General features: G+C 62.5%; 28 protein-coding genes. All 28 read right to left on the bottom strand.

Features of this window, described 5'->3' with window-relative positions:
• Positions 1-11: 11 nt before the first annotated feature.
• Positions 12-1,181 carry an aminotransferase class I/II-fold pyridoxal phosphate-dependent enzyme gene (locus tag WC392_02630; GenBank protein MFA5241253.1) on the bottom strand — a complete coding sequence of 390 codons (1,170 nt, stop codon included), beginning with the start codon at positions 1,179-1,181 and terminating at the stop codon, positions 12-14.
• 43 nt (positions 1,182-1,224) lie between these two features.
• Positions 1,225-1,521, bottom strand: coding sequence for a hypothetical protein (locus tag WC392_02625; protein ID MFA5241252.1), 297 nt, complete (start codon positions 1,519-1,521; stop codon positions 1,225-1,227).
• Positions 1,522-1,533: 12 nt separating this feature from the next.
• Complete coding sequence (locus tag WC392_02620) at positions 1,534-2,313, bottom strand: sulfite exporter TauE/SafE family protein (protein MFA5241251.1); 780 nt, start codon at positions 2,311-2,313, stop codon at positions 1,534-1,536.
• A gap of 221 nt (positions 2,314-2,534) precedes the next feature.
• Positions 2,535-3,665: an FAD-dependent oxidoreductase gene (locus WC392_02615; protein MFA5241250.1), complete on the bottom strand. Its 1,131-nt coding sequence runs from the start codon at positions 3,663-3,665 to the stop codon at positions 2,535-2,537.
• Positions 3,666-3,861: 196 nt separating this feature from the next.
• Entirely contained in the window at positions 3,862-4,212 is a 351-nt protein-coding gene (locus WC392_02610; protein MFA5241249.1) for a DsrE family protein, read from the bottom strand.
• A gap of 11 nt (positions 4,213-4,223) precedes the next feature.
• On the bottom strand, positions 4,224-5,231 hold the full coding sequence (locus WC392_02605; GenBank protein MFA5241248.1) for an ethylbenzene dehydrogenase-related protein: 1,008 nt from the start codon (positions 5,229-5,231) through the stop codon (positions 4,224-4,226).
• An 89-nt stretch (positions 5,232-5,320) separates the two neighbouring features.
• Entirely contained in the window at positions 5,321-6,304 is a 984-nt protein-coding gene (locus WC392_02600) for a 4Fe-4S dicluster domain-containing protein (GenBank protein ID MFA5241247.1), read from the bottom strand.
• Entirely contained in the window at positions 6,301-9,054 is a 2,754-nt protein-coding gene (locus tag WC392_02595; GenBank protein ID MFA5241246.1) for a molybdopterin-dependent oxidoreductase, read from the bottom strand. Before WC392_02595 ends, WC392_02600 begins: the two co-directional genes overlap by 4 nt.
• 2 nt (positions 9,055-9,056) lie before the next feature.
• On the bottom strand, positions 9,057-9,911 hold the full coding sequence (locus WC392_02590; GenBank protein MFA5241245.1) for a sulfurtransferase: 855 nt from the start codon (positions 9,909-9,911) through the stop codon (positions 9,057-9,059).
• A 172-nt stretch (positions 9,912-10,083) separates the two neighbouring features.
• Positions 10,084-10,626, bottom strand: coding sequence for a TlpA disulfide reductase family protein (locus tag WC392_02585; protein MFA5241244.1), 543 nt, complete (start codon positions 10,624-10,626; stop codon positions 10,084-10,086).
• The gene (locus WC392_02580; GenBank protein ID MFA5241243.1) at positions 10,623-10,973 is read right to left on the bottom strand and encodes a hypothetical protein; all 351 of its coding nucleotides are present in this window, start codon (positions 10,971-10,973) and stop codon (positions 10,623-10,625) included. The genes WC392_02585 and WC392_02580 overlap by 4 nt, the downstream gene beginning before the upstream one ends.
• A 1-nt stretch (position 10,974) precedes the next feature.
• Positions 10,975-11,415 carry a hypothetical protein gene (locus WC392_02575; protein ID MFA5241242.1) on the bottom strand — a complete coding sequence of 147 codons (441 nt, stop codon included), beginning with the start codon at positions 11,413-11,415 and terminating at the stop codon, positions 10,975-10,977.
• A 35-nt stretch (positions 11,416-11,450) separates the two neighbouring features.
• On the bottom strand, positions 11,451-11,912 hold the full coding sequence (locus WC392_02570; protein MFA5241241.1) for a rhodanese-like domain-containing protein: 462 nt from the start codon (positions 11,910-11,912) through the stop codon (positions 11,451-11,453).
• A gap of 303 nt (positions 11,913-12,215) precedes the next feature.
• Positions 12,216-12,881, bottom strand: coding sequence for a metalloregulator ArsR/SmtB family transcription factor (locus WC392_02565; GenBank protein ID MFA5241240.1), 666 nt, complete (start codon positions 12,879-12,881; stop codon positions 12,216-12,218).
• Positions 12,882-13,054: 173 nt separating this feature from the next.
• A complete protein-coding gene (ubiD, locus tag WC392_02560; GenBank protein ID MFA5241239.1) occupies positions 13,055-14,518 on the bottom strand; it encodes a 4-hydroxy-3-polyprenylbenzoate decarboxylase in 1,464 nt (487 codons plus the stop codon).
• Positions 14,515-14,865, bottom strand: coding sequence for a DUF86 domain-containing protein (locus WC392_02555; GenBank protein ID MFA5241238.1), 351 nt, complete (start codon positions 14,863-14,865; stop codon positions 14,515-14,517). The genes ubiD and WC392_02555 overlap by 4 nt, the downstream gene beginning before the upstream one ends.
• A complete protein-coding gene (locus WC392_02550; protein ID MFA5241237.1) occupies positions 14,852-15,169 on the bottom strand; it encodes a nucleotidyltransferase family protein in 318 nt (105 codons plus the stop codon). The genes WC392_02555 and WC392_02550 overlap by 14 nt, the downstream gene beginning before the upstream one ends.
• Before the next feature lie 32 nt (positions 15,170-15,201).
• Positions 15,202-15,546, bottom strand: a complete 345-nt coding sequence (locus tag WC392_02545; protein ID MFA5241236.1) for a hypothetical protein — start codon at positions 15,544-15,546, stop codon at positions 15,202-15,204.
• 13 nt (positions 15,547-15,559) lie between these two features.
• On the bottom strand, positions 15,560-16,006 hold the full coding sequence (locus WC392_02540; protein ID MFA5241235.1) for a cytochrome c: 447 nt from the start codon (positions 16,004-16,006) through the stop codon (positions 15,560-15,562).
• Positions 16,007-16,015: 9 nt separating this feature from the next.
• A complete protein-coding gene (locus WC392_02535) occupies positions 16,016-16,636 on the bottom strand; it encodes a cation diffusion facilitator family transporter (GenBank protein ID MFA5241234.1) in 621 nt (206 codons plus the stop codon).
• A gap of 9 nt (positions 16,637-16,645) precedes the next feature.
• Positions 16,646-17,536: a 4-hydroxybenzoate octaprenyltransferase gene (gene ubiA, locus WC392_02530; protein MFA5241233.1), complete on the bottom strand. Its 891-nt coding sequence runs from the start codon at positions 17,534-17,536 to the stop codon at positions 16,646-16,648.
• An 11-nt stretch (positions 17,537-17,547) separates the two neighbouring features.
• Entirely contained in the window at positions 17,548-18,087 is a 540-nt protein-coding gene (locus WC392_02525) for a chorismate lyase (protein MFA5241232.1), read from the bottom strand.
• A 33-nt stretch (positions 18,088-18,120) separates the two neighbouring features.
• Positions 18,121-18,948: a PhnD/SsuA/transferrin family substrate-binding protein gene (locus WC392_02520; protein ID MFA5241231.1), complete on the bottom strand. Its 828-nt coding sequence runs from the start codon at positions 18,946-18,948 to the stop codon at positions 18,121-18,123.
• Positions 18,949-19,086: 138 nt separating this feature from the next.
• The gene (gene rlmJ / locus WC392_02515; GenBank protein MFA5241230.1) at positions 19,087-19,932 is read right to left on the bottom strand and encodes a 23S rRNA (adenine(2030)-N(6))-methyltransferase RlmJ; all 846 of its coding nucleotides are present in this window, start codon (positions 19,930-19,932) and stop codon (positions 19,087-19,089) included.
• Between the two features lie 54 nt (positions 19,933-19,986).
• Entirely contained in the window at positions 19,987-20,397 is a 411-nt protein-coding gene (locus WC392_02510; GenBank protein MFA5241229.1) for a putative toxin-antitoxin system toxin component, PIN family, read from the bottom strand.
• Positions 20,397-20,636, bottom strand: coding sequence for a ribbon-helix-helix domain-containing protein (locus tag WC392_02505; protein ID MFA5241228.1), 240 nt, complete (start codon positions 20,634-20,636; stop codon positions 20,397-20,399). Before WC392_02505 ends, WC392_02510 begins: the two co-directional genes overlap by 1 nt.
• 81 nt (positions 20,637-20,717) lie before the next feature.
• Positions 20,718-22,880, bottom strand: coding sequence for an ATP-dependent DNA helicase RecG (recG, locus tag WC392_02500; GenBank protein MFA5241227.1), 2,163 nt, complete (start codon positions 22,878-22,880; stop codon positions 20,718-20,720).
• Between the two features lie 130 nt (positions 22,881-23,010).
• Positions 23,011-23,394: a RidA family protein gene (locus WC392_02495; GenBank protein ID MFA5241226.1), complete on the bottom strand. Its 384-nt coding sequence runs from the start codon at positions 23,392-23,394 to the stop codon at positions 23,011-23,013.
• Positions 23,395-23,473: the final 79 nt, after the last annotated feature.

The following is a 23,473-nucleotide window of genomic DNA, read 5'->3' as shown; positions in this document are numbered from 1 at the left end:
TCCGTAGCGCGCTAACCCAGCGCCTGCTCCAAATCGGCGATCAGGTCGGCGGCATCCTCCAGACCGGCGGAAAGCCGGATCATGGTGTCGGAAATGCCGCGCCGCGCCCGTTCCGCCGGGGCCAGGCCGTGGTGGGTGGTGGTCACCGGCATGGTGGCGAGGCTTTCCACCCCGCCCAGGCTGGGCGCGATGGCGAACAGCTTGAGCCGGTCCACGGCGCGCACCGCATCCTCGTAGCCACCCTTGATTTCGAGCGTCAGCATACCGCCATAGCCCTTCATCTGTTTCCGCGCCACGCCGTGGCCGGGGAAGCCGGGCAGGCCGGGATAAAGCACGCGCGACACTTTGGGATGCTGCGCCATCGCTTCGGCCACCGCCTGCGCCGTGGCGTTCTGGCGCTCCACCCGCACCACCAGGGTGCGAATGCTGCGCATCAGCAGCGCGGCGATTTCCGGGGCGATGGTGGTGCCGAGGTTCTTGCGCCATGGCCACACCGGGGCGAGCAGGTGGGTCGAGCCCATCAGGGCGCCGGCGGTGAGGTCGCTATGGCCACCGAGGTACTTGGTGGCGCTGTGAATCACGAAGTCCGCGCCGAGTTCGAGCGGGTTCTGGTTTACCGGCGAGGCGAAGGTATTGTCCACCGCCACCAGCGCGCCGTATTCGTGCGCCGTGTCGCTGATGGCGGCGACATCCAGCACTTCCAGGGTGGGATTGGTGGGCGTCTCGAAAAACACCAGTCCCGCGCCCTGTTCCAGGAAGGTTTTCAGCCCGTCCAGTTCGCTGCCCAGCAGAAACCAGGTGGGGATGCCCAGTTCGGGCAACTGGCTGGCCAGCAGTTCCATGGTGCCGCCGTAGGCATCGCCGATGCAGACGATACCCTTGCGGCCATGCGTGAGGAACAGCGCCACTTCCGCCGCCATGCCGGAGCTGAAGGCCCAGGCCGCTTCCGCGCCTTCGAGGCTGGCGAGCTTCTCTTCCAGCGCGCGGATGGTGGGATTGAGGCCGTAGCGGGTATAGAGACTGCCCGCCTTGCGCCCTTCCACCACGTCAAGCAGATCGGCGGTGGAATCGAATTTGAAAGTCGTGGTGGTGTAGATCGGCGTGTGCGGCGAGCCCTGGGCATCTTTCAACTCGCCGCCATGCACGCAGCGGGTGGAAAGGCCGGTTTGGTTTTCGCTCATCGGTTGCGGCATGATTTTCCCTTTATTTAAGTTGAAGAGGGGTTCAGCCGGTCATCGTGGCCTGGTGTACCCCGGTCAGGATTTCCAGCAATTCTACCGGCGCATCGGCCAATGCGGCGCAGACATCCCGCGGCAACAGCACTTCGCCATTCGCAGGAACCAGCGCCACGCCCCCCACCAGCAAGGCTGGCGCAATCCGCCCTTGCACCGGATGGGGCGAGTGGAAGATGGCGGAAAATGGCGTGCCGAGATGCTGGCCGATTTTCTCTGCGTAGCGGATATACAGGGTGCAGCGCTTGCCGGGCGGATTGTTGGCTTCGATATGAATAGTGTAGCTCATGCTCGTTTCTCCTTACAGCACGGTCTTGAGCAGAATGTAGCTCGCCACGAACACCAGGAACACGCCGAAGCTGCGCTTCAGTGTCTCCTGCGAGAAGCGATGCGCAACGCGCGTGCCGATGAAGCTGCCGGCCACCGTGACGGTGGTGAACAAAGCCATGGTGGTCCAGTCCACCGGCACCGCCCCGACATAACCGGCAAAACCGGAGTAGGACTTGGCGGCGACAATGACCAGCGAGGTGCCGATGGCGAGCTTCATCGGAATGCCGGACAGCAGCACCAGCGCCGGCACGATCAGGAAGCCGCCGCCTACGCCCACCAGGCCGGTCAGAATGCCGACACCGACGCCGTGCGCCGCGATATGCCCCATGTGCGCCGAAATGACTTCATCTTCCGGCAGTGGCGGGCCGCCCGCCGTGGCCAGTTGGGCGGCTGGCTGCTTTTTGGGCTGCAGCATCTTCCAGGCAGCGGCATACATCACCAGGGCGAACAGGGTGAGCTGTACCTGTACCGGCGTGTAAACCCCGAGACGGGCGCCGCCGTAGGTGCCGATCACGCCGAACAGGCCGAACCACATCGCCACCTTGAGATCCACATTGCCGCGCCGCCAGTTGTCCCAGCCCGAAATCGTGGCGGTAACGGCGACGATGCCCATGCTCATGGCGATGGCCGATTTGGCCTCCACGTCGAGCAGGTACATCAGCGCCGGCATGGCGATGATGGAACCGCCGCTGCCGAACAAACCCAACACGATGCCGGTGATCGCACCGGAAATAATGGCCAGGAAAATCATGCTGCCTCCTACGCTCTAAAGTTTGCAGGGTTAATAATAAACTATTCAAACGAACTTTAGAATATAAGAGCGTAAAATTATTACGCCGACTTGCCGGGCTCTTGTCCTCGGGTGCATTGGCCGGGGAGAAGCCTGACCTACAGGGCTTCTCCGATGAGGTCGTTTCGTAGGTCGGGCTTCAGCCCGACATTGTTTGCTATTTTTTCGGGCTAAAGCCCGACCTACGAAATCAGGCGCCGCAAATACCACCATTCATACAAGCGCTTCAGCCAGTGCATCCCGGAAAGCGGGGGCAGCATCACGCTCATTCCGGGCGTGCGCCAGATGAACATGCCAGCGTCGAGTGTATCCATAATGCACATCAATTCGACCCTGAAGGTGTGCGACGGCGCGCGCCCGTCCAGCTCGGCCAGCAGGTTGGCCGCCGCGGCGGCGGCCTGCAGCTCGGCCATGTGCGCCTGCTTCGGCATCCAGTCGGGGCCGGGGAAACTGCCGGAATCGCCGGCCACGTAAACCTTGTCCCATCCCTCGACATGGCAGTATTGGTCCGCCTTGAGCAACCCGCCCGGCGAGCGCGGCAGTTCGGTGCTGTCGAACCAGGCGTTGCCGGTCATGCCGGGCATGAACAGGATCAGATCGGCGGGGATGTCGCCGCCCTCGGTCATCACCTTGTCCGCCGCGAAGCCGGTGATCTTGTGGCCCAGGTGAGTTTCGATGCCGCGCGCCGCCATGGCGGCAAGCAGCCCCTTCACCGCCTTGCCGCCGAGGCGCTTGCCCGGCTCCGCCATCGGGTTGAAGAACACCAGCCTGAAACGGTCGCGCCGGCCTTCGCGCAGCAATTGTGTGTGCAGGCCGAAGAGGAATTCGAACAGCGGCCCGCCGCGCATGGCGGAAGGCTCGTTGGGATTGCCGCCGAAGCCGAGGGCGATGGTGCCGCCCTGCATTTCCCGCAGCCGGTCGCGAATCCTGAGCGCTGCGGTCACCCCTTCGCATGGCGTGATGGCATGCTCGATGCCGGGCAGTTTCCTGATGAAGCGCCCGCCGCTGGCGATGATCAGGCCGTCGTTTTCCACCTCCCCGGCATCGGTGAGCACCACCCGTCCACCGTCCCTGAGGCCGGTCGCTTCGCCAGGGTGAAATTTCACCCGCATGCGCCGGAAAAAACCCTCCAGCGGAACCACCAGGTCTTCCGGCTGGCGCAGGCCGGAAGGAATCCAGATCAGGCTGGGCTGATAAACGAATTCGGCCTTCCTGCCGATGACGGTGATTTCCGCTTCGGGGTCGCGCGCGCGCAGCTTGCGTACTGCAGCCAGCGCGGCAAAACCGGTGCCTATGATGGTGATTTTTTTCATGAAATATCCTGGATGATGTGTCAACTGTCATTGCGAGCGTAGCGAAGCAATCTGATCTTTGTCGTTGAATTCAACAAAACAAGATTGCTTCGCTACGCTCGCAATGACCGTCAGGATGTGGGCGCGCCAGAGCATCTATGGCATCCATGCGTTTTATGTTGACTGCAAGTATTCAACATTAGAGACGCCCATACGTTCAAAACGTGAGCACCTTCTCCGCCCATAGGGTCCACTCGGCCAGATGCTCCAGCGTGCTGTGCTGGCTGCCCGGGATGAGTTCTTCATCCTTCAATCCCCGCGCATCCATGCACACCCCGCATACGCCGATCTCCCCGCCGCGCTTCAGGATGCTCTGGGCGAAGAACTCGATGTTGTAATAGCCTTGCGGCACCTTCTGTCCCGCCTTGGCGCACAGGGCCGCATCGCCCAGCAGGAACACGCGGATTTCGTTGCCCTCGATCTTTGTCAGCGCCCGCGCCAGGCGAAAGCCGTTGTAGCTGCGCTCGGTGCCGTAGGGCGGATCGTTGAGGATGAATAGAGTTTTCATGTTGCTCTCCTTTACTTTAACGAAGTCAGATAAGCCACCAGGTCTTCCACTTCCCCGTCGCGCCATTCCATGTCGGGCATCAGGGAAACGCCGTTGGCGCCATAGCCCTTGCCCGGTACGATAAAGGAAGAAGATTGCAGAATTGCGCGCCGCATATAGCCCGGCCAGTGGATGCCGCCGGCGTTGAGCAGGGCGGGGCCGGTGTCGAAGGCCGGCCCGTCGGGCAGGCGGTGGCAGGCGCTACAGCCGCGCTCCGCCGCCAGTTTCTCGCCGCGCATGGCGTTGCCCACCGTGAACGCCTCGGCGGCGTAAGCGCGCAGCCGCGCCCGGTCGTCCCGCATGCCGGGCAGGCGCAGCAGTTGCCAGGATGACAGCCATTTGCGCCCGTCTCGCCCTTGGGCCGCACCGTCCCAGACAGCGAAAGCGACCGGCAGGGGGCTGCCCGCATTGGCTGCAAGCGGCGCTCGCAGAACCACCGCCCATTCGCCTGCGCCATGTACCGCATCGACTTCCGGACCTGTGCCCGGTCGTGCGCTCAAGGAGCCGAAACCGCGCGCCTCGGCCAGTTCGGGCACCGTTCCGGCGCGCCAGAACCACAATGAAACCGGATTGTTCGGCTCACCCATGCCGATGTAAGGCAGAAGCCGCCCCGGCCTGGCGGGAAACTGCACCGCCGCCGCATCGGCGAAGCGGTCGGTGCTTTTGGGGTCAAGCCGGTCCTCGCTTTTGTCCGCCCACGCCAGCCTCAGCGCGAGATGGCCTTTCCCCGCCAGCGCCTGCACTTTCAGCGTGGCCGGAGCGGCCTCCTCGAAGCCGGGCGCCGTGCTGCGCTGGGGATAGATCTTGAGCAGCATTGCGGGCGCTGTGCCCCAGGCCGGGTCGCCTGGGGCCAGCGGTGGCATGTCCGTAGTGACGCCTGCCTCCATGACCCGCCCCGCCTGGCGCAGCAGGTCGAGTTCGGAGGGCGCCGCGAGCGCGCTGCCCGGTGCCAGCAGCGGCAACAATAGAGAGGCGAGCATCAAGTATTCGCGGCTTGATGTAGGTCGGCCTTCAGGCCGAGTTGTCGGCCTGAAGGCCGACCTACATATATTTAAGCGCATAGGCTTCATCATCCCTCCTTGGGCGGGTTCAGCCTAAACATGTCGCCGTGGCGGAATGCGATCAGCAGGTCCATCATCGCCGAGGGTTCGCCCTTTTCCTTCCGGGCGATTTCCTGCTTCAGGGTGGCCAGCGCGGCATGAACCGCCGGCCCGAACAGTTCTTCCAGATATTCGTCAGGAATGCGCGGCTGGCCGGTGGGTTTGCCATCAGCGTCGAAGGTGGAAGGCGACAGCGGCGGCACGTAATAGACATTGGGCTGGGTGCCGTGCTCGGGGTGAAGCGGTAGCGCCACCTTCCATTCGTTGACCAGCCGGTGCACCGCCCCGCCAGTGTCGTCCAGATAGGCGACGTGGCGCGCCCGCCCGACGCACTGGTAGGCGCAGGCCTGGGGCAGGCCGCTTTCCACGCGCGGATAGCAGAAAATGCACTTTTCGGATTTGCCCGCCAGCGGGTTGAAGTAAATCTTCTTGTAGGGGCAGGCGGCGACACAGTAGCGGTAGCCGCGGCAGCGCTCCTGGTCGATCAGCACGATGCCGTCCTGCTCGCGCTTGTAGATTGCCTGGCGCGGGCAGGCGGCGAGGCACGCGGGCTTGGTGCAGTGGTTGCACAGGCGCGGCAGGTAGAAGAAATGGCTGTTGGGAAATTCGCCCGCGCCCTGGTCTTCCTGCCAGTTCGGCCCCCACTGCATCGTCTCCTTCGGGCGCAGCGGGGCGTCGCCCGGCTCGAATAGCGCGTCGTGGTTGAACTCTGCCGGCACGCCGTAATCTTCCGCCAGGCGCGGCAGCCGCCCGGGCTTGAGCTTGCCGTTGTCCCAGCCGCCGCCGGCCTTTTCCCAGTCGCGCGGGTAGCCCAGGCCGGGCCTGGTTTCGACGTGGTTCCAGTACATGAACTCGCGCCCGCCCCGGTCGGTCCACTGGGTCTTGCAGGCCAGGGTGCAGGTCTGGCAGCCGATGCATTTGTTGAGGTCGATGACCATGCCGAGCTGTCTCATGCCTCCGTCTCCTTCTCCACATCCACCGCCGATTCGAAGGCGATCATGTTGCCGTCCCAGTTGGGGTTGAAGGTGAGGTGGCCCCAGCCGTCCACCAGTTCCAGCGGCGAGAGCAGCCCGGCCACGGCGTTGTTGAGGCCGAGGCGTTGCTTGAACTGGTAGGGCTCCCAGGCATGGTCCATCACCACCGAATCCGGCGGCACGCCCGGCATCAGCTTGGCGCGCGCCTGAAATGCTCCGATGTCGTTGAACACCCGCACCGGGTCGCCCTCGGCGATGCCTTTCCCCGCAGCCGTCCGGGGGTTGAGCCAGATATAAGGCTCGCCGCGCTGCAGGCGCAGCAGCAGGGTGTTGCTGCGCCACTGGGAATGGATGCCATGGCGGGTGTGGGGCGTGTAGAAGGCGAAGGGGAAGGTATTGGGCCGCAACGGCTTCATCGCCGTGGGCGTGGGGCAGCCCAGCTTCTTGAACACCGGGTGATCAACATAGAACTGCTGCCGCCCGGACAGGGTCTTGTAGGGCTGGCGCAGGTAGACGTTGTACTCGAAGGAATGGAACGGCCGGTTGGCATAGAGCGGCGAGTTGAAACCCGCCTCGCGGTTGAGCGTGACGAAGCCGCGCTTCATCGCATCCTCCGGCGTCCACGGCTTGATCGCCGGGACGTTGTTCATCACCCAGCGCACCACGTCCTCGTCGGTCATCAGCTTGCCGCCGTCCGTGAAATCCTCCGGCAGGCGCTGAAGGTCGCGCATCACCGGCGCGGCCTTGTCGCCCTTGGTTTCGAGATAGTCCGGGTCGGGGATGGCCGCGATACCGCGTTTCTGCGCCTCTTTCGAGATCGCCTGGGCCAGCAGCAGGCAGATTTCCCATTCAGATTTGGTCTCACCCACCGGCTTCAGCCCCTTGGGCGGCACGGTGATGTTGCAGAAACGGTGGTAACCGAGTTCGCCGCGCAGGTCCCAGCTTTCGTACTGGCTCTTGGCCGGCAGCACGTAGTCCGCCCACAGCGCGGTGGAATCCATGCGGTGGTTGACGTTGACGAACAGCTCCAGGCTTTCGATGAAGTTGCGCCGGTAGTTCGACTCCGACTTGTTGCGCTGCAGCATGTTGTCGGCGAACAGCAGCACAGCCTTGGGCTTGCCGAAATAGGCGTTGCTGGTCTGGCGGAACTTCTCCGCGAGATGGGCGGTTTCGGCGTGGTCAAATCCGGCCGTGCTTTTCAGGTGGGCGTCGGAGTAATGGCGCCGCATGGTTTCCTCCATGCCGCCGTTCATCCATTCGCTGAAGAAACCGGAGGCGAAGCGCGCCGGCTTGGGGCTGGAGAGCGGCCCGATGCCGCCCAGACTCCAGTTGTTCTCGGTGTCCAGCCCGCCGCGCTCCCCCGCGTGGCCGGTCAGCGCGCAGGCCAGCGCCGCGCCCCAGCAGGTCATGGTGCCGGAAACGTACTTGTGCAGCGAGAAACCGATGTTGATGATGGCCTTGTCGGCACCCGCGAGGTCTTTTGCCATGCGCTCCACCAGATCGGGGTGGACGCCGGTCTGCTCCCGTGTCAGCGCAGGCGGAAATTTCAGCGCCTCGGCGCGGGCCTGCTCGTACACCGTGGTGACGGGGATGGACTTGCCGTCCTTGCCCTTGACTTCCCAAGTGCCGCTCAGCGCGGGCTTGAGCTTGACGAGTCGCAGCGATTTCTTGAAATGCCCCATGGTGCCGGGCATGGTCTGGGCGCTGTTGGTCGCCTCGTCCCAGCAGTAGAACACGTCGTCCTTGCCCTTGTCGCGCAGGTCGCGGTGACGCAGCAGATCGCCGTTATCGAGCCGCACCAGGAAAGGCAGGTCGCTCTGCTCGCGGACGAAATCGGTATCGATGAGGTTATCGCGGAACAGCACGTGCAGCAGCGACATCGCCAGGAAGCTGTCCGTTCCCGCCTTGACCGGCACCCAGTCGGTGGAAAGCTTGGCGGTGGCGTTGTATTCGGGCGTGATGCAGTAAATTTTGGCGCCGTTGTAGCGCGCCTCGCTCAGGTAATGCGCGTCGGGAATGCGCGTCACCGCCGCGTTGATGCCCCACAGGATGATGGTTTTCGCCTCGAACCAGGCATCCAGCGAATGGCCGACGGTGGCGATGCCATAAGCGAGCGAGGCGCCGGTGAACATGTCGCCCACCGCGCTGGCAGGGTAAAGCCGCTGCGCACCCAAAAGAGACCCCAGGCGCAGCGGCCCGGCGCGCCGCCCCTGGGAGAGGATGCCGGTGCCGCAGTGCAGCATGAGCGCGCTGAGACCGTCCTGGGTCAGGGTGTCCACCACGCGGGTGGCGATGTCGGCGGCGGCTGACTCCCAGGAGACCCGCTCCCATCGGCCTTCGCCGCGCTTGCCCGTGCGTTTCATGGGATGGAGCAGGCGGTCGGCCTGGTACATCTGTTTGGAATGAATAATCCCCTTGTTGCAGCCGCGCGGGTTGGCGTCGGGGATGTTCGGATTGATCTGCGGATAGGAGGCCGACTGCTCCTCGCGCGTCACCTTGCCGTCCTTGGCGTACACCTTCCAGGCGCAGTTGCCCTGGCAGTTGGAGCAGTGGAAAGCAAAGCCCTGGGCGTCGCCACGGGTGCCGAGGAATTCCTGGCGGTAAAGATTCTCCCAGGCGCGGAGCGGGCCGGGCGCGGCGGCAAATGCGCGCAGGCTGGTGAGCGGCCCGCCGAAGGCCAACGCCAAGCCGCAGTAGGCGGTGCTTTTGAGGAAATCGCGCCGTTTCATAGCTACCTCTCGATTGGCCGAGCCGGGTCGGAGGCCCACTCGATCCACGAGCCGGGATAGACCCTGACCTTGTCGTAGCCGAGCTGGGTGAGTGCGGCGAACAGGAAGGTGGAGCGTCCCAGGCCGCCGTTGCAGTAGGTGACGATTTCCTTGTCCGGGGTGATGCCGGCGTCGAGCAGGGCTTTTTTCATCGCCTCGGCCTGCTTGAAGGTCGCCAGGTCGCCGCTCAACTGGCTCCAGGGAAAGCTGCGTGCGTTCGGGATGTGGCCGCCCTGGCGCGCGCCGCCGTTATCCTTGCCGGAAAACTCCGCCAGCCCGCGCGCGTCCAGCAGCAGGGCGCCCGACGCAGGCAGCGAGCCGGTCTTCACCGCCCAGTCGGTGCGCGGCTTGGCCGCGTAAATCGCCTTGGCGGGCTTGGCCGTTTCCTGGGTTACGGCGCGGCCCTCCTTGAGCCACTTTCGGAAGCCGCCGTCGAGGACGCGTACCTTGTCGTGCCCGAGATAGCGCAGGATGTACCACGCCGCCGAGGCGCCGCGCCCGTCGCCGCTGTCGTACACCACGAGGTCGGCCTCGCGCGTCAGCCCCAGTGCGCCGAACTTGGAAGCCGCCAACTGCGGGAAGATCGGCTGGCCGGTCTTGGCGTTTTCCTCGGCGTCCTCGAGATCCATGAAGTAGAGGTTGACTGCGCCGGGGAGGTGGGCGCGGCTGAAATTCTCGCCGTTCTCGGTGTCGAGCAAGCGGACCTTGCCGGTCTTCAGCTCGGCCGCCAGCTGTTCGGTGGAAACCAGGAAAGACGGCTCGTTTGCCGCCTGGACGGCGAACGGTAGACACATTGCTATCAGCCAGATGAAACGCATGTTTCTTCTCCTTGCCTTATCTCGTTTAGAGCCAAACCCCCTCCAACTCCCCCTTATCAGGGGGAGAGCCTGTCACCTCCCCTGATAAGGGGAGGCCGGGAGGGGTTTGGGGTACAACGCAGAGCAATCTTGTAAGGTGTTTCATTAACCGAGGTGGCCACTACCAAGCGGCTCATTGAGCTTTCTCGATCGCCGTGCGGATCAACCGCTGCATTTCCGCGCTATCCCACGCTTGCGGCCCGGTCTTGCCTGCCAGCATGCGCCCCTCGCGGTCGAGCAGATAGGTCACCGGCACGCCCATGGCGCGGTAGTTCTGCGCGGTCTTGCCCTCGGTGTCGAGCAGCACGTCGAAGGGCGGCGCGCGGCCACCAAGGAAGCGGGCGATGCCGTCCTCGCTGTCGCGCACGCTCACCGCCAGCACGGTGAAATCCTTGCCGCCCAGGGCCTGCTGCAGGCGTTCCAGCGAGGGAAACTCTTCGCGGCAGGGCGGACACCAGCTAGCCCAGAAGTTGAGCAGCACCACCTTGCCCCGGTAATGCGCCTTGGCGCGCGCTTCGCCTGTCAGCGCGGGCAGCTCGAATGCCGCCGCCTTGAGCGGCACCGGATAGGCTTCCATTCCCGCCGCCTTGGCCAACTCCCGATCCAGCGTGCCCGCCCCCGCCGGCAGTGCCAGCATTGCCGTCAGCAGCATGACAAGAAGGATGCGGCCGATCACAGGCAGCCCTTGAAGAACTTGCGCTCGCCGCTGATTTCCAGCAGGTCGAGCTTGACCGGGTGCAGCACGCCGCTCTTGACCTCGCCGCTGAGGCGCACTTTCTTGGCGTAGGCCTTGTCCACCTCCTCGGCGGAAATGGCCTTGCCCTCGCCGGACAGGAAAGCCAGTTTCTGCCCGTTTTCCAGCAACAGCACCGGCTGGTCCACGTAATGCAAAGGGCAATCAGCCACCTGGAGCCGTTCGGCGCACGGCCCGCCCACGATCCAGCCTTCCCATGCCTGCAACTCCCCGGCATGGGCGGCTGGGAAGGACAGCGCAACAACAATGCCAGCCGCCAGCCGCCTCATGTCAGTTGCCCGCCTTGATGGCGGCCTTGAGGGTATCGAAATCCTTTTTGACTTCCATCAGGCGGCCCTGCTGATCCTGCTTCGGCACGCTTTCGATTTCCAGGATGTCGGCGATTTCGGCATAACTCACCATGCCATTCAGCTCGCCCTCGTCCACCGCGATCAGCTGGTCGCCGTAATACACCGCGGGGGCTTTGGCGCCAGCGCCGGCGAATGCCACCGGGACGATCTGGACCGGCAGCTTGTATACATTGGACAGCTCGGCGGCGATCTGCATGTTGTTGTTGCAGCGCACGCCGGGGGGGTCGCGGCTGATCAGGGTGAGCACCTTTTGACCGTTGAGCACCGCCTGACCCGGCGGGCCGCCCGCGTAGGAAACGTGGGGGAATGCCGCGAATGCCAGCAGCAGAACAAGGGGAAAACGTAATTTGTTGAATGACATATCAAGCTCCTTCGGTATGGTTGAATCGCCTGCCTTTACTTCTTGCCAGAACGCCGTGCCGCGCGCCGGTTGGCGTCAAAACCGCCCTTGGCCTTCCACTCGCTGAATCCGCCCTGCAGGATGCGCACGTTGTCCAGCCCGGCCACTCGCAGCGCCAGCCCGGCCTGGGAGGAGAGCGTGCCGGCATTGCAGTACAGCAGCACCATCCTGTCGGTAGGCAGCTCGGCGCGGCGTCCAAGTACCTGGCGCCAGTCGATGTTCACCGCGCCGGGAATATGGGCCTTGTTGAATTGCTCGGCATCGCGGGTGTCGATGACGTGGATTTTCTTCCAGTCCTCCGCCGGGATCTGCTCCGGCAGGATGGTCGCGCCGCCGTATTCGGAAAATTCGAAATATTCTTCCAGCGCTTTCACCGCGGGGTTATCAGCGGCCATGACGGGCAGGGAAGTAATGGCGCACAGGGTGGCGGCGATGAAGATGTTGCGCAGAATGGGCATACTGGCTCCTCGTTTTGCAATTCAAATGAACGCTTGAATAGTGTGCTGAGAAAGAGAGCGGGTGTCAACGATTTTTTATCAGGGGGCGGGGGGCGCGATTCAAACTGATGTGGCGTAGAACAAATGCGTAGGTTGGGTTGAGCGGTTTTTTGCGAAACCCAACAAACCCAAACTTCAAGAGCCGGCTTTGTTGTTTAGATTTGTTGGGTTTCGCGATAGGGCCGCTCAACCCAACCTACAGGCTGCATTTTCACATCAGTTTGAATCGCACCCGGGGAGGGGCGCGCTATTGCAGTTTCAGACTTATTTTCCGCCGATGGGGCGTTGCTCGGCTTTCCATTCGGGGAAGCCATCTTCCAGGCGGCGGGCGCGGAAGCCTTCCTCGCGCAGCCGGGCCACGGCGTCGAAGGCCAGCATGCAGTAGGGGCCGCGGCAGTAGGCGACGATCTCCTGGTCGCGCGGCAACTGGTCGAGCCGATCGGCGAGGGAGTCGAGGGGGATGTTGACCGCGCCTTCGATGTGGCCGGCGGCATATTCGGACGGGGGGCGCACGTCGATCACCATGGCGCCGCCGGCGCGCACCTGCTCCAGCAACTCCTCGCGCCGTAGCGGGGTGAGATTGTCCTTGCTCTCGAAGTTGTCGCGCACGATGCGGTCCACTTCGGCCAGATGTGCTTCCGCCACCTGGTGCATGGCGCTGATGAGATGGAGGACATCGTCGCCCGTGAGGCGGTAGATGACCTGTAGCCCCTCCTTGCGCGACTGCACCAGGCCGCCCTCGCGCAGGATCTGCAGGTGGTGGGAGGTGTTGGCGATTGACATACCGCTGGCCTGTGACAACGCGTCCACGCCGCGTTCGCCCTGGGCGAGGGCTTCCAGCAGCTCCAGACGGTTGGCGCTGGCGAGGGATTTTGCCACGCGGGCGAATTGCTCGAACAGGCGCTTCTTGGGGGAGAGGGGTTGGGTCATGGTGGTTTATTCCTAAAAACCTTGGTTTGAAACCACGGAGAACACGGAGGGCACGGAGAAAAGCGATCTATGGTTATAGGGTTTTTTCAGGCAGGCAGATGCAGAATCGAAGTCGTCAATTGTTTTAACTCCGTGCCCTCCGTGTTCTCCGTGGTTAACAAACTGTTTCAGAATCACAGCCCCAGCTCCCGCCACATCTCGTCCACCCGGCGCTTCACCGCTTCATCCATGACGATGGGCCGGCCCCATTCACGGCTGGTTTCACCCGGCCACTTGTTGGTCGCGTCCATACCCATTTTCGAGCCCAGGCCGGAGACCGGGCTGGCGAAGTCGAGGTAGTCGATGGGGGTGTTTTCCACCAGCAGCGTATCGCGCGCCGGATCGACGCGGGTGGTCATGGCCCAGATCACTTCCTTCCAGTCGCGGATGTTGACGTCCTCGTCGGTGACGATGATGAACTTGGTGTACATGAACTGGCGCAGGAAGCTCCACACCCCGAACAGCACGCGCTTGGCGTGGCCAGGGTACTGTTTCTTGATGCTGACGATGGCCATGCGGTAGGAGCAGCCTTCGGGCGGCAGGTAGAAGTCGGTGATTTCCGGGTACTGCTTCTGCAGCAAAGGCACGAACACTTCGTTCAGCGCCACGCCGAGGATGGCCGGCTCGTCCGGTGGCTTGCCGGTGTAGGTGCTGTGGTAGATCGGGTTCTTGCGCAGGGTGATGCGCTCGATGGTGAACACCGGGAACTCGGCGACTTCGTTGTAGTAGCCGGTGTGATCGCCGTAGGGGCCTTCCGGGGCCATTTCGCCAGGGTGGATCACGCCTTCGAGCACGATCTCGGCCGAAGCGGGCACTTGCAGGTCATTGCCCAGGCATTTCACCAGCTCGGTTTTCGAGCCGCGCAGCAGGCCGGCAAACTGGTATTCGCTCAATGAATCCGGCACCGGCGTCACCGCGCCGAGTATCGTGGCCGGGTCGGCGCCGAGCGCAACGGCGATGGGGAAGGGCTGTCCCGGATGGGCTTCCTGGAAGTCGCGCAAATCCAGCGCTCCGCCGCGATGGGCGAGCCAGCGCATGATGACCTTGTTGGGGGCGATCACCTGCTGGCGGTAGATGCCCAGGTTCTGGCGTTTCTTGTATGGTCCCTTGGTAATCACCAGCCCCCAGGTGATGAGCGGCGCCACGTCGCCCGGCCAGCAGGTCTGGATCGGCAGCTTGGCGAGATCGACGTCTTTGCCTTCCCACACCACCTCCTGGCAGGGTGCGCTGGAAAGCTCTTTCGGCGCCATGTTGAGCACCTGCTTGAAGATCGGCAGCTTGTCCCAGGCGTCTTTCAGTCCCCTGGGCGGTTCAGGTTCCTTGAGGAAGGCCAGCAGCTTGCCGACTTCGCGTAGCGCTTCGACCGAATCCTCCCCCATGCCCATGGCGACCCGCTTCGGCGTGCCGAACAGGTTGGCCAGCACCGGGATGCTGTGGCCCTTGGGATTCTCGAACAGGATGGCCGGTCCTTCGGCGCGCAGCACGCGGTCGCAGATTTCGGTCATTTCCAGGCGAGGGTCCACTTCGGCGCTGATGCGCTTGAGTTCGCCCTGCTTTTCCAGTTGCGCGATAAAGTCGCGCAGGTCGTGGTATTTCATTGGGTGGTGCTTTCGAATGGAGGAAGTTGGCGCAAGAGCGCGATAAGTTCCGGAATGTCGCGGCTTGCGGCAAACCAGATTTCATTCACATCCACGGTATCGTAGGCATGAATCAGAATGTCGCGCATACCTGCCATCTTTCGCCAGGGAATGCCGGGATGGGTGATCTTGAATTCCGGGGAAACCCGTTTTGTGGCTTCGCCGACAATTTCAAACTGGCGAATCACGGCAGACTGTGTTTTCAGGTCGCGGTGAAATGTGCCCTGATCAACACCTTCGAGAAAAGACAGAATAAGCTCGGAGGCTTTCAGGATGTCATCCAGGTGGGCGGCATCACGCTGCGGCATGAATGACCTCGGCCGATTCCAGAATGGCGCGCCGGCGAATTTGATTGCGGCTTTGCTCGACCGCATTGCGGGTCAGCAAATCCACCTTGCGCCCCAGCATGGCGGCCAGTTCGTCGCGCATTTCCACGTGATCGAACAGACTCCAGCTTGCATCGGGCAAAAAAGTCACCAGCACGTCAATGTCACTGTCGGGCCGGAAATCATCGCGCAGCACCGAGCCGAACAGGGCGAATTCAGCGATTTTCCACTGGCGGCAGAAGCGGGAAAGCTGGTCCTGAGGCAGGGAGATTTTCGGCTGGGACATATGGATTTCCTGACTTGGGTAAGGGAAATATTCTACGCCGGATTCACTTCCTTGCCTTCGTTGAGCTTGAGCCAGCCCTTGACGATGCGGTAGATCACCCAGACGGCATCGGCGGCCAGGATGAACCAGCCGACCAGGACGATGAGCAGGATGCTGCCGATCACCCCCCACAGCAGGCCGAACCAGAAGGTGCGCATCTGCCAGCGGAAGTGCGATTCCAGCCAGGTGCCCTGAACGTCGTCGATTTTCACGTAGTTGATCACGATGGCGGCGATGGCGGTGATGCCGACGAAAAAGGAGGCCGCCTGCAGGGCATAGACCACGGTGGCGAGGGTCTTGGCGGAATCGGGGTCGGGAGTGTTGGCGGGTTCGTTCATGGCGATATCCTGTTTAACGGGTGCGGAACGACATATGGCAGGCCACGCAGCTCGAAGTCACCTGTTGCAGTGCTGCCATGGTCTTGGCCTTATTGCCGCTCTTCGCCACCTTGGCGAACTCTGTCGCGGCGTCGTGCATGTTCCAGCCCATCTGCTGCATGGTGCTTGGCATGAAGCGGCCCGGCCCCTGGCCGCGCGCGATGTAGGCGTGCTTGCCCATGGAGCTCTGGCCCATGCGTTGTTCGGCGGTTTCGGCTGCGGCGGCAAGCTTGTTTTCTGCCAGGTAGCCGATGATTTCATTCAGTGCCATCAGATGGTCCTGCATATCGGCGCGCATCAGGCTGCGCGGCAGATCCGGCATGTCGACCAGTTGGCGGGTGTCCTGTGGCGGCGCGGGCGGTTGCGCCTGGGCTGGCAAGGCGGCCAGAAGGAGAGCGAAGGGAAGCAGAAGATGGCGCATGATGGGCTCCTAGTTGGATTGGCTGCGAAGGCTGGTGATGGACTGCCGCAGTACGCTGACGGCGGATTTCAGGAACAGGGCTGCAATGATGCCACCGACGAGGATGTCAGGCCAGCGCGACTGGCTGTAGATCACCGCGATGCCCGCCAGAATCACGCCGCCATTGGCGAACAGGTCGTTGCGCGAACACAGCCACACCGAACTCATGTTGAGATTGTCGGCGCGGTGGCGGTAGAGCAGCAGGAAACACCAGGTGTTGGCGGCCAGGGCAAGCAGGCCGATCAGGCCGATGGTTTCGCCGTGCGGCAGGATGGGGTGCAGGGTTTTGTAGATCGCTTCTGCTGCCACGCCCAAGCCAAAGGCCAGCATGAACAGGCCCTTGAGCAAGGCGGCGCGGGCCTGCCAGCTTTCGTCACGGGTCAGCACATAGAGACTGAAGCCATACACCAGGGCATCGCCCAGCATGTCGGAAGCGTCCGCCAGCAATGAGGTGGAATGGGCAGCCAGACCAGCCAGGGCTTCCACCACGAACATGACGGCGTTGATTGCCAGCACGATTTTCAGCACTCGACCGTGATTGGCGCGCATGGCATCGAGCGTGCAGGACTTGTTTTCGCAGCAGCCGGCCATGGTGGATTCTCAGAATGCTTGCTGGACGATAAACCTGGTCGCCTGCCAGTAGTTCAACAGGATGCCGCCAAAGATCGCCGCGCCGAACCAGTTGTTGTGGATGAAGGCCTTGAAACACTTGTCCCGCTCCCGGCCCCTGATCAGGGTGTAGTGGTAAGCGGCGATGCCGAGTGCCACGGCGAGCCCGAGATAATAATACAGCCCGAGCTTGAGCGCCGCGCCGACCCCGGCGAGGATGGCTAGGGTCATGCCGTAGCAGATCAGAACTGCCAGCACGTCGAATTGTCCGAAAGTGATGGCGGAGGTGCGGATGCCGATCTTGAGGTCGTCCTCGCGATCCACCATGGCGTATTCGGTATCGTAGGCAACAGCCCAGAAAATATTGGCCAGCAGCATGAGCCAGGCGAAGAGCGGAACGGTGCCGGTTTGCGCTGCAAATGCCATGGGGATGCCGAAGCCGAAAGCGACGCCGAGATAGGCCTGTGGAATGGCGAAGAAGCGCTTGGTGAAAGGGTAGCTGGCAGCCAGGAAGAATGCGACGACGGACAGCATGATGGTCAGTTTGTTGAGGCTCAGAATCAGCAGCAAGGCGCAAATAATGAGCGCGGCAAATAGTGTCAATGCTTCTTTCTTGCTCACCAGCCCGGCGGCCATGGGGCGGTTGCGGGTGCGCTCGACGTGCGGGTCGAAATTGCGGTCGGCGTAGTCGTTGATGACGCAGCCCGCCGATCTCATCAATACCGTGCCGAGCATGAAAATCCACAGGATGATCCAGTTTGGCTGTCCGGCGGAGGAAATCCATAGCGCCCACAATGTCGGCCATGCCAGCAGCAGGATGCCGATGGGCTTGTCGATCCGCATCAGCCGTTCATAGAGATCGAGCTTTTGTTTCAAGTGCATAAAATCAAGTTTCATGGAGACAGATCCAGTATTCCGGGCAGAAACACCTCGGTCACCAGGATCGGGTGACGCTGCAGCACAAAGACCGAGCGTCGTGCCCAGAGGTGCGCCGGGCGCTTGTCCAGAATGCGGCAAGCGCGGCGGTATAGCTCGTGGCGCCGGTTGAGTTTCTTGAATTGCAGGGGCTCGCGCCGGACTTTCGGGTTGCTGAACAGCGTGGCGCCCAGCGGCTTGTTGCCCAGTTTGCTGAGCGATTGCCATGGGCCGCGCAACCCGGCGCGAGGGATGACGCTGTGCGCGAAAACCACCGGCGTCTCGCCGCAGTACAGGTGCACTTCGCGCAGCAGGGCGAATTTGCGTGGATTGAGGTTGACCGAGGCCGCTTCATCCCGGCCGGGCTTGCCCAGCACGAGGCGCAATCCGCGCACGCTGAACGCGTTGCAGCGCGTCTGGATACGGTGCGTCAGCGAACCCCGGTCAATCAGCCAGGGGCGGTACGGGCAATGCATGACAGGCGGACGGGGTTGCCAGAACAGGGGCAGGTGGCGCATGAAAAAGGGTGCCTGATTTGTTTGGGGCCGGGTTTACTTTTTTTCCACCCAGTCCTGCAGGTCGAGATAATCTTGCTGGTTGCCGGGCACAAAGCCCTTCACGCCCAGTTTCTCCAGTAGTTTCTTGCCGTCTTCCGAGTTTTCCAGGTTGATCAGCGCGGTCTGGATTTTCAGTACATTCTCCTTGCTCATGCCGGGCGCCGCGATCAGCGACCAGAAAGGCATCTTGCGGCTCTCGAACAATACCCTGCCGCCCTTGGCGCTCCAGTTCTTGGCGACGATGGGAGAAACCATGCCGACATCCGCAAAGCCTTTTTCCACGATGAATTCGATCGCATCCTGGAATTTTGCGGCCTGGATCTGGCTTTCATCCGGAGTCAAATGGCGGTCGCGCAACTCGGCCATGCCCGCCTTTTCCATGAAGGTCCCCTTGGCCAAGGCGATACGCTTGCCCTTGATGTCCTCCGGTTTTTTCAGGGGGGAATTGGCGTTCACAATGAATTTGACCGTGAATTCACCCTTGGCCATGGCGACCAGTTGATATTTCTGATCGCGTATGGCCTTGGCCGTGACGTTGGCCGGCTTGGAGAAAAACAGGGCATAGCGGCCCTTGGCCAGATTGCTGCTTGAGCTTTTCAGGTTCTGCGAGGATTCCAGCTTGACGGGCTGATTGATGGTTTTGGCTAGATAATCAGCCAGCGCCTTGTATTTGCTTTGCAAGTCGCCGAAATCCTTTTGCCCGGCCGTGCCTTCATTGATGCCGAACAGCAGGCCATCCCTGGCCGCTTCGGGTGTGGCGGCGGCCTGGGCGGAGAACGGGAAAACCAGGGCAATGGCCAGATATGACAAAAAGCGTTTCATGTGTTTTCCTGAACAGAGGTTTTTGATGTGGGTGACCGAGGCCAATTCATAGGCACGAACCAGGCTGAAAATTTTAGCAGTATTTGAGCCATGCAATGGATTTATGCCATCAATTTCTCGCATGGAGCATGCATGGCTTTACTCCGTTTCCTGCTCCAGGGTGAAGCATGCCCCGGCATCCTGCCCCAGTGTCTGCACCAGAAAAGGCATGATTTCCGTCAGCGTTTTCTGCAAAGTCCATGGCGGATTGATGATGAACATCCCGCTGCCATGCATGCCGAAGCCGTCGGAACTTGGTGTGTGGACGGTCAGGGAAGCGTTCAGCCAGTTTTTTAGAGGCAGGTGCTTGAGCTTTTCCGGCAGCTGACGAGCCTCCGGTCTGGAGAGTTGCGGATACCAGATCGCGTAAGTGCCAGTGGGAAAACGCTCCAGGCCGTCCTTCAGCGCCGCGATGACATTCGGGTAGTCGTCGCGGGTTTCGTAGGAGGGATCGATCAGCACCAGCGCGCGCCGTGGCGGCGGAGGCAGCAGCGCCTTGAGCGCATCGAAGCCGTTGGCGGCGGTGATGCTTACGCGTTTGGCCTGGGTGCTGAAATTTTCCTGCAAAATCCGGCTGTCGCTGCTGTGCAGCTCGAACAGGCGCAAGCGGTCCTGCGGGCGCAAGGTTTGCAGCGCCAGCCAGGGGGAGCCGGGATAAAAACGCAGCATGCCATCCGGGTTGATGGCGCGCACCAGATCCACGTACCCGGCCAGGGCTGGCGGTAAATCCTGACGCCCCCACAGCCTGCCTATGCCGGTTTCAAATTCCTTCAGCTTGGCCGCATGGTCCGAATCCAGAGAATAAAGCCCCGCGCCGGCATGCGTGTCAATGATCCAGAAGGGTTTGTCTTTCTGCCCCAGATAACGGCTCAGTTCGATCTGCAGCAGATGTTTCAGCACATCGGCGTGGTTGCCGGCGTGGAAGGCGTGGCGGTAGCTCAGCATGAAAAAAGTCCGGTTAGCAGGGCGAGGAAAGCATGCAGGATTCCCCGGCCAGGGTTACAGCACTTCAGCGCAAAATACGGCGGGCGTGACAATCCGGGTGCGTTCGATATGTCCGCGTTGCAGCAGGCCGGCACGGCGATCGCCAGTCACCAGGTAATCCGCATCGCCAGCCAGGGCCATGGCCAGCAGGAACGCGTCGTCTGGATCATCGGTTTCCTCCTTGAGGTTTAGGTGGTCCAGAACCACGGCGCGTTGCAGGTTATTCATCATGGCGCCCACTTTGGCGGGCTGCAAAACGGCCTGAAACTTGGGGTAGCGGCTGGCCCGGCGAATCTCGTCGAGCTGCATGCTCGATGTCACCACTTCGAAGCGTGCCGAACGCCAGGCACGATAGATTGCATCGGGGAAACCATGCGGCGAGATCAGTGCGCTGAACAGAATGTTGGTGTCCAGAACGACCCGCATCAGTTCCTGCGCGCCCACTGGAGGGCTTCATCGACCATGGCGGTCAAATCCGCTTCGCTCACGCCTGCATTGGTGGCCTTGGCCTGCTCGGCCGTCAGTTCCAGAATGTGCGCCCGCACCGCCTCTTCAATAAAACGCGACAGGTCACCTTTCCTGCCGCCGCCCTGGCTGGCCAGAAACATGCGCAGGGATTGGTCGGTGTCGGCAGAGACGGCAACATTCCAGCGAATCGTGTCCATGGTGACCTCTATTGATTGGTGTTTATGTGTTTATACACCGATTAATGAGGTCGTGCAATGGTCCGCATAAATCCAAAATTGTCATGCTTTCAATAACTCCTGCTGCCGCCCCAGCCAGCGTTCAAGGTGGAGCCCGGCAAGGTCAGGAAAATCCGCCAGCATGCGTTCAGCAGTGTGCCGGGCGGCTTCGAGCAGCCGCTGGTCGCGTTCCAGGTCGGCGAAGCGGAGCATGGGGACGCCACTCTGTCGTGCGCCGAGAAATTCTCCCGGCCCGCGCAGGGCCAGGTCCTGGCGCGCGATTTCGAAGCCGTCGCTGTTCTCGAAAATGATCCTGAGCCGCGCGCGGGCGGTTTCGGAAAGAGGGGGCTGGAACAGCAGGATGCAGGTGCTCTGGGCCGCGCCGCGTCCCACCCGGCCGCGCAGCTGGTGCAATTGCGACAGCCCGAAGCGTTCGGCGTGCTCGATCACCATGAGCGAGGCATTGGGCACGTCCACGCCGACCTCGATCACGGTGGTGGCCACCAGCAATTGGATCTCCCCCGCCTTGAAGCGCGCCATGGTGGCGGCTTTTTCCGCTGCCGGGAGGCGGCCGTGCACCAGGCCGATGCTGAGTTCGGGAAAAGTCTGGCTGAGCAGCTCATGGGTTTCGAGCGCGGTCTTGAGTTGCAGGGTTTCCAGCCCCTCTCCCCTGGCCCCTCTCCCGGCACCCGCAGGGAGTGTCCCCGCCGAGAGCGGCAGCGAAGCTGCTCGCACTGGCGAGAGGGGAGAGGGGAACGTTTGCTCACTCTCCCGCTGGCGGGGGAGGGTTGGGGAGGGGGTTTCCTCGATTAGCGGGCACACCCAGTAGGCTTGCCGCCCCTGCACGCAGGCAGCGCGGATGCGGGCGATGACCTCGTCGCGGCGCGAACTGTCCACCAGTTTGGTGACGATGGGGCTGCGCCCGGGCGGCAGCTGGTCGATCACGGAGACATCCAGGTCGGCGTAGTAGCTCATCGACAGGGTGCGCGGAATGGGGGTGGCGCTCATCATCAGCTGGTGAATTTCGCCGCCCTTCTGGCGCAGGGCCAGGCGCTGGTGGACGCCGAAGCGGTGTTGTTCGTCAATGATGGCCAGGCCCAGCTGGCGGAATTCGACCTGTTCCTGAAACAGGGCATGGGTGCCGATGGCAAGCTGCGCCATGCCGCTGGCGACCTGCTCCAGCGCGGCTTTCCTGTCTTTTTTGCCGAGGCTGCCGCTGAGCCAGGCCACGCTGATGCCGAGCGGTTCCAGCCAGGCGGAGAGTTTCAGGTAATGCTGTTCGGCCAGAATCTCGGTCGGTGCCATGATGGCGGCCTGGAAGCCGTTTTCGATGGCTTGGCAGGCTGCCAGCGCGGCCACCACGGTCTTGCCGCTGCCTACGTCGCCCTGCAGCAGGCGCTGCATGGGGTGGGCGCGGGCGAGGTCGGCGCTGATTTCGGCGCAGACGCGCTGCTGCGCCGCGGTGAGCGGGAAGGGCAGCTGTTCCAGCAGGGCGGCGCCGAGCTGCTGCCGCGGTGGCAGGGGCGGGGCGCCGCGCGCACGCCGTTTCTGGTAATGCAGGCGCATGGACAGCTGCTGCGCCAGCAGCTCGTCGAAAATCACGCGCTGCCAGGCAGGGTGGTTTCTTTCATCCAGCGCGGCCGGGACAATGTCGGGCGGAGGCTGGTGCAACAGGGTGATGCTGGCCGCAAAGTCCGGCAGGTTCAGGGGCGTGCGCAGCGCATCCGGCAGGGTGTCGCACAGGTCCGCGCCGGCCAGCGCCTGGCCAATCAGCTTGCGCAAGGTGCCCTGGCCCAACCCCTGGGTGGTGGGATACACCGGGGTGAGCGCCTCGGCGAGCGGCTCGTCTTCCTTCACGATGCGGTACTGGGGGTGGACCATTTCCGGACCAAAGAAACCGTGGCGCAGTTCGCCCAGGACGCGCAGGGTGACGCCAGGGGTCAGGGTCGCGGCCTGGCTGGGGTAGAAATGCAGGAAACGCAGCTGCAATGCGCCGCTGCCATCCTGCATTTTGACAGTCAGCATCTTGCGCGGTTTGTAAGTGACGCTGGCGTGGGTGATGCGGCCTTCGAGTTGCACCACCTGGCCGAGCGGCGCATCCGCAACGGGGTAGAGATGGGTTTCGTCCTGATAGCGCAGCGGCAGGTGGAGCAGCAGGCCGAAGGCGTTGTGGATGCCCAGCCTGGCCAGTTTATCCCGGGTGGCCTTGCCGATTTTCTGGAACATTAGCCTAAAGCCTTATTTTAACCACGGGGCGCACGGGGAACACGGGGGATTCAAGTGTTCAAAAAGTGCACCCACTTTGCTTTGCTATCCCCGCGCGCCCCGTGTTCCCCGTGGTTAATTTTCCCCAGGATCATTCTCCCAGATGCAGCACCGCATCCATTTCCACCAGCGCGCCACGCGGCAGTTCTTTCACCCCCACGGCGGCGCGGGCGGGGTAGGGCTGGTCGAAGTGCCGGGCCATGATCTCGTTGACCTTGGCAAAGTGCACCAGGTCGGTGAGGTAGACGTTGAGCTTGACCGTGGCATTCAGGCCTGCGTCAGCTGCATTGGCCACGGCGCCGAGGTTGATGAAGACCTGATTGATCTGGGCTTCGATGCCTTCGGCCACTTGCATGGTATGGGGATCAAGGCCGATCTGGCCGGAGAGGTAAACCGTGTCGCCAACGCGGATCCCCTGCGAGTAAGTGCCGATGGCGGCGGGGGCGTTGGAGGTGCTCAATACTTGTCTGCTCATGGATGTTTCCCTTGTTTGTTGTTCAAGATTTTCTTGCAAACCCAAACCCCCCAACCCCTCCCGGCCTCCCCTTGTCAGG

Origin of the sequence: Sulfuricella sp. (assembly GCA_041651995.1) — a bacterium.
GTDB lineage: Bacteria > Pseudomonadota > Gammaproteobacteria > Burkholderiales > Sulfuricellaceae > Sulfurimicrobium.
This window is presented reverse-complemented; position numbering and strand designations above follow the sequence as displayed.